The organism is Fructilactobacillus lindneri DSM 20690 = JCM 11027, from assembly GCF_002907375.1.
GTDB classification, from domain to species: Bacteria; Bacillota; Bacilli; order Lactobacillales; family Lactobacillaceae; genus Fructilactobacillus; species Fructilactobacillus lindneri.
The window spans coordinates 1-4,453 of record NZ_MIYK01000004.1; the positions used below are offsets into that span (position 1 = coordinate 1).

A 4,453-nucleotide genomic window follows, 5' to 3' on the forward strand; every position below is an offset into this window, starting at 1 on the left:
TCTCCTTTGTATCTTGGTTTTGGTCGACTAAAGTATACAACGCAGGAGAGCTTGCGTTTATTTTTTTGCCAAAAAAGCCAATAACCACACGCCTTTGGCGTGATTATTAGCTTTCAAGTTTCAGTTAAATAAACAAAAAGCCGAAGTACCAGGACTTCGACCCTTTAAAATTTATTTTTTTAATTCTTGTTTAGCGTTCGCTATTTGCTTTTTAACTTGTTCAAATCCAGTTCCACCTTCGGAATTTCTTCGTTTTACAGCTACTTCTGGAACTAATTCTTCGTAAACATCATTTTTAATTACTGGAGAGGCAGCTTGTAATTCTTCCAAGCTAAGATCTTGCAAGTCTCGTTTCGTCTGAATACAGTTTAAAACAAGCCGACCTACAATCCCATGTGCTTCCCGAAATGGAACTCCCTTAGCTGCTAAATAGTCAGCTAACTCGGTCGCATTGGAAAGATCATGTTCAGTACTGTGCTTCATCCGCTCTTTATTAACTTTGAGCGTTTTTAGCATTCCATTAAAAACCCGCAAAGCCGGCATTAAGGTTTTAACGGCGTCAAAAACACCTTCTTTGTCTTCTTGCAAATCTTTATTATACGCTAACGGCAATGATTTCATTGTGGCTAACAAACCCATTAAATCGCCATAAATCCGACCGCTTTTTCCACGAATCAACTCAGCCATATCTGGATTCTTTTTTTGCGGCATAATCGAACTACCAGTAGCGTATTCGTCGCTTAACGTTAAATATTGAAATTCATAACTAACCCACATACTAATTTCTTCACAAAAACGTGAGAGATGCATCATTAAAATCGAACTATTGCTCAAAAATTCCAAGGCAAAATCCCGATCAGAAACAGCATCCAATGAATTGGCATAAACTTCTTCAAAGCCTAATTCTTGTGCCGTAAACTGTCTGTCAATCGGAAAAGTCGTCCCTGCTAGTGCTGCTGCTCCTAATGGCAGCATATCAGTATGTTTCTGATTAAACTCAAATCGTTCTTTATCACGTTTTAACATTTGATAATAAGCCATTAAATAATGTCCATACGAAATTGGCTGAGCATGCTGTAAATGCGTATAACCAGGCATAACCGTTTCCACATTTGCTTCCGCCATTTGTACCAAAGTAGTCTGCAAAGTTTTAATTTCAGCAATAATCTTTGGAAGTCGTTTTTTTAAATATAAATGAAAATCAGTTGCTACCTGATCGTTTCGAGAACGAGCCGTATGTAATTTACCAGCTACTGGTCCAATACGATCTGTTAGGATTTTTTCAATATTCATATGAATATCTTCATTATCGTTGGTAAACTTTAATTTGCCAGCATGAAGATCCTGCTGAATTTCTTCTAATCCTGCTACAATCTGACTCACATCCTCATGAGTTAAAATTCCAGTTTTTCCCAGCATTTTAACATGAGCTAAGGAACCTTCAATATCCTCATCAGCCATGAGTTGATCAAATGAAATCGAAGCTCCAAATGAATCGACTAATGCATCGGCTTGTTGTTGAAAACGTCCACCCCATAATTTATTACTCATGGGATTTACCTGTTTGCTTTTCATTTTTAATTTCAACCTGTCTATTAACCTTGGTTGGCAAGCCCCATAACTTAATAAAGCCTTCAGAAGCAATTTGATCAAATGAATCAGATGAGGTATATGTTGCCAGGTCTTTATCATAAAGTGAATTAGCTGACTTCCGACCTAACACTATAACATTGCCCTTAAACATTTTTACTTTCACAGTTCCACTGACATTTTTTTGTGAATCTTTTAAAAAGGCTTGTAACGATTCCATTAATGGCGAGAACCAGAGTCCATTATAAATAACTTCACTAATTTCTTTTTCAATTACTGGTTTAAAATGGGCTAAATCTCTTTCAAAAGTTAAATCTTCAATTTCTTTATGAGCTTTTAATAACACTTCTGCACCAGGAGTTTCATAAACTTCTCTAGATTTAATCCCAACTAATCGATTTTCAATATGATCAATTCTTCCAATTCCATTTTCACCAGCAATCACATTTAATTTTTGAATAATGTCAGAAAATTTCATTGGCTGACCATCTAACGCAACTGGAATTCCTTGTTTGAATTCAATTTCAACCGTTGTTGGCTCATCTGGTGTCGCTTCAATTGGTTTAGTCATGTCGTACGCATCTTCAGGAGCACTTTCCCATGGATCTTCCAAAATGCCGGCTTCGTTAGCCCGACCCCAAATATTACTATCAATTGAATATGGGGAATCTAAATCGATTGGAATATCAATATCATGATCTTTAGCATATTCGATTTCTTCTTCTCTCGACCAATGCCAATCACGAACGGGACTTAAAACATCTAACTCAGGGGAAAGGGCATGAATAGCAACTTCAAATCGAACTTGATCATTCCCTTTACCAGTACAGCCATGTGCAATCGCATCAGCATTTTCTTTTTCGGCAATCTCTACTAATTTTTTAGCAATCAATGGTCTTGATAGTGCTGAAACTAGTGGGTAAGAATTTTCATACATGGCATTTGCTTGAAGTGCAACTGAAGCATAATCATCAGCAAATTCATCCATTGCATCAAGCACATATGATTTAGTTGCACCTACTTTAAGTGCTTTTTCTTTGATAAATTCTGAATCTTTACCTTCTCCAACATTAATACAACAAGCAATAACATCGTATCCCTTGTCTTTAAGCCACGCAATCGCAACCGAAGTATCCAAACCTCCGGAGTATGCTAAAACAACTTTTTTTCTTTCGTTTGACATTACTAAATCACACTTTTCCTTTTTAAATTATTTATAGGTTACACTTTAAATCATATATTTTCAATAAAGATTGCAAAATAAAAGCAATATCAACTTAATGATATTGCTTTTATTAATTAAGATATTTTTTCAGTTTTAATTTTATGAACATAATTGGTTGCTTTTTGGTGGTTAAATTCATGTTCTGAGGTACCAATTACCACAGTTGCCAGCGAGTTTCCGACCACGTTAACAGCCGTTCGTCCCATATCAATGAAGCGATCAATTCCAGCAATAAAGGTCAATCCTGACATTGGCACACCAATTGTTGAAACAGTTGCCAGCAATACTACAAACGAAGCTCCAGGGACACCCGCCATTCCCTTGGAAGTAATCATCAAGACAACTGCCAAAGTTATTTGTTGTCCAATCGACAAATGAATTCCGTAAGCCTGAGCCAAAAACAAAGCAGCCAACGATTGATAAATCGCTGATCCGTCAAGGTTAAAAGTGTATCCAGTAGGAATTACGAATGAAACAATTGAAGGACTAACCCCAAAATTATCCATCTTTTGAATCATCTTTGGCATAACTGCTTCCGAACTAGCAGTTGAAAAAGCTAACACAATTTCGTTTTTAATAACTAATAACAAACTTGAAAGTTTAAAGTGGCAAAGTTTGGCTACAAATCCCATAACCACTAGCACAAAGAAAATCATAGTTAAGTAAACCAAAATGACAAAGTAACTAAGGGGAATTAAAGCTTTAATTCCCAATTCCGCAATAGTAACTCCAATTAGAGCACAAACCCCAATTGGAGCGAGATGCATGACCCAGTTTGTAATTTTAAACATAACTTGCGAAACTGCATTCATAAAGTCGACAATAATCTGTCCTTTTTCTCCAATTGCTGCTGTTCCTAAACCAAAGAAGACTGAGAAGACAATTACAGGCATCATGTCTCCTTTACTTAACGATCCAAAAATATTAGTTGGAATTAAACCAATCAATGTTGACCAAATCCCAGTATTTTTGGAATGCTGTGCAGTAGAAACATACTGACTAATATCCATTGATGAATGCATTTGATGTACATCAATTAATGTTCCAGGGTGAAAAATATTTCCAATGATCAATCCTAAAATAATGGCAATCGTCGTCATAACTTCAAAATAAACTAGCGTTTTTCCGCCAATTCGGCCAACTTTACGAATATCACCCATGCTAGCAATACCAACCGTCAAACAAGATACCACAATTGGCATTACAATCATTTGAATCAAGCCGATAAACATAGTTCCAATACTTTGCATTGCCGTAATGGCAGTTTTATTTTGGTAAAAAATAATCCCTAAGATAATCCCTAGAAACAACCCAATTACAATTTGCCAACCCAATGTGACTCGCAATTTTAATTTCCTTTTCACTAGAATTCCCACCCTTTTTTGTAATTGCATTGATTATACAATAAAGTAAATGTTTTCACAAAGTCAAAAAAATTATTGATTTAATTTATAATTAAAGACACAAAAAAAGACGTCCACCATTAAGGTGAGCGTCTCTTTCTTTTTGGGTTGCGTGGCAACGTCCTATCCTCGCAGGGGGCGATCCCCCAACTACTTTTGGCGTGCTGAAGCTTAACTTCTGTGTTCGGCATGGGAACAGGTGTATCCTTCAGGCTATCGCCACCACACTATGCTT

The 4,453-nt window shown here is 36.4% G+C and carries 3 protein-coding genes and 1 rRNA gene; all 4 read right to left on the bottom strand.

Features of this window, described 5'->3' with window-relative positions; translation table 11 throughout:
- Positions 1 to 171 precede the first annotated feature (171 nt).
- On the bottom strand, positions 172 to 1,551 hold the full coding sequence (argH, locus tag BHU33_RS02880; protein ID WP_054646990.1) for an argininosuccinate lyase: 1,380 nt from the start codon (positions 1,549 to 1,551) through the stop codon (positions 172 to 174).
- Positions 1,544 to 2,773: an argininosuccinate synthase gene (locus tag BHU33_RS02885; RefSeq protein WP_054646989.1), complete on the bottom strand. Its 1,230-nt coding sequence runs from the start codon at positions 2,771 to 2,773 to the stop codon at positions 1,544 to 1,546. Before BHU33_RS02885 ends, argH begins: the two co-directional genes overlap by 8 nt.
- 116 nt (positions 2,774 to 2,889) lie before the next feature.
- On the bottom strand, positions 2,890 to 4,179 hold the full coding sequence (locus tag BHU33_RS02890) for a cation:dicarboxylate symporter family transporter (RefSeq protein ID WP_054646988.1): 1,290 nt from the start codon (positions 4,177 to 4,179) through the stop codon (positions 2,890 to 2,892).
- A gap of 149 nt (positions 4,180 to 4,328) precedes the next feature.
- Positions 4,329 to 4,445, bottom strand: a 5S ribosomal RNA gene (rrf, locus tag BHU33_RS02895).
- Positions 4,446 to 4,453 lie beyond the last annotated feature (8 nt).